General features: G+C 43.4%; 1 protein-coding gene. It reads left to right on the top strand.

All coding sequences use genetic code 11. The annotated features are described in order from the left end of the window. A partial coding sequence (locus TZ91_RS09845) for a mucin-binding protein (RefSeq protein ID WP_045597744.1) occupies positions 1 to 2,150 on the top strand: 2,150 nt, incomplete at both ends.

The raw sequence follows: 2,150 nt of genomic DNA, 5'->3' as shown, positions 1-2,150 counted from the left end.
CAAGACTGGACAACTAATGATGATACGTTTGATAAAGTGGTATCTCCAACTATCGCAGGTTACACAGCGGATAAATCAGAAATCCCAGCTGTAAGTGGAGTTCAAGCTAAAGACCAAGACCGTGTTGAAACAGTCACTTATCGTAAGGATGCCCAAAAAGCTGTTATCCGTTATGTAAGCACTAACGGTAACCGTGTTCTCACAACAGATGAAGTGACAGGTAAGTCAGGTGAAGCCATTGCCTACAGCACAACAAGTCAAATCACAGAATTCAAGAAACAAGGCTATAACCTTGTCAGCGATGAATTCACATCAGGTGGTGCGAAGGTTTATGACTACGATACAGCACGTGACCAAGTCTACACTGTAACCCTTTCAGAACGTGTTGAACCGGTTAACCCGGATAACCCAACTCCACAACCCAACACTCCAGTCAATCCAGGACAACCAGATAGCCCACGTTGGCCAGGAACAGTTGAAAACTTGGATAACAAGGAAAGTGTTAGCCGTACTATCCATTACGTTTACGAAGATGGAAGCAAGGCTAAGGATGATGTGGTTGAAACTCTAAACTTCAAACGTTGGAGCAATGTCAACTTGGTAACAGGTCATATCGACTTCCAAGACTGGACAACTAATGATGATACGTTTGATAAAGTGGTATCTCCAACTATCGCAGGTTACACAGCGGATAAATCAGAAATCCCAGCTGTAAGTGGAGTTCAAGCTAAAGACCAAGACCGTGTTGAAACAGTTACTTATCGTAAGGATGCCCAAAAAGCTGTTATCCGTTATGTAAGTACTAACGGTAACCGCGTTCTCACAACAGATGAAGTGACAGGTAAGTCAGGTGAAGCCATTGCCTACAGCACTGCAAGTCAAATCACAGAATTCAAGAAACAAGGCTATAACCTTGTCAGCGATGAATTCACAGCAGGTGGTGCGAAGGTTTATGACTACGATACAGCACGTGACCAAGTCTACACTGTAACCCTTTCAGAACGTGTTGAACCAGTTAACCCAGATAACCCAACTCCACAACCCAACACACCAGTCGATCCAGGACAACCAGATAGCCCACGTTGGCCAGGAACAGTTGAAAACTTGGATAACAAGGAAAGTGTTAGCCGTACCATCCATTATGTTTACGAAGATGGAAGCAAGGCTAAGGATGATGTGGTTGAAACACTGAATTTCAAACGTTGGAGCAATGTCAACTTGGTAACAGGTCATATCGACTTCCAAGACTGGACAACTAATGATGATACGTTTGATAAAGTGGTATCTCCAACTATCGCAGGTTACACAGCGGATAAATCAGAAATCCCAGCTGTAAGTGGAGTTCAAGCTAAAGACCAAGACCGTGTTGAAACAGTTACTTATCGTAAGGATGCTCAAAAAGCTGTTATCCGTTATGTAAGCACTAACGGTAACCGTGTTCTCACAACAGATGAAGTGACAGGTAAGTCAGGTGAAGCCATTGCCTACAGCACAACAAGTCAAATCACAGAATTCAAGAAACAAGGCTATAACCTTGTCAGCGATGAATTCACAGCAGGTGGTGCGAAGGTTTATGACTACGATACAGCACGTGACCAAGTCTACACTGTAACCCTTTCAGAACGTGTTGAACCAGTTAACCCAGATAACCCAACTCCACAACCAAACACCCCAGTCAATCCAGGACAACCAGATAGCCCACGTTGGCCAGCTAGTGTCCATGATTTGGATAACAAGGAAAGTGTTAGCCGTACCATCCATTACGTTTACGAAGATGGAAGCAAGGCTAAGGATGATGTGGTTGAAACACTGAACTTTAAACGTTGGAGTCGTATTAACCTAGTGACTGGTCAAATTTTCTTCCAAGACTGGACAACTAATGATGATACGTTTGATAAAGTGGTATCTCCAACTATCGCAGGTTACACAGCGGATAAATCAGAAATCCCAGCTGTAAGTGGAGTTCAAGCTAAAGACCAAGACCGTGTTGAAACAGTCACTTATCGTAAGGATGCCCAAAAAGCTGTTATCCGTTATGTAAGCACTAACGGTAACCGTGTTCTCACAACAGATGAAGTGACAGGTAAGTCAGGTGAAGCCATTGCCTACAGCACAACAAGTCAAATCACAGAATTCAAGAAACAAGGCTA

The sequence above is a fragment of the Streptococcus mitis genome, from assembly GCF_000960025.1.
GTDB classification, from domain to species: domain Bacteria; phylum Bacillota; class Bacilli; order Lactobacillales; family Streptococcaceae; genus Streptococcus; species Streptococcus mitis_DH.
Note: the sequence above shows the minus strand (reverse complement) of the source record. Positions and strands in the feature narration are given on the sequence as shown.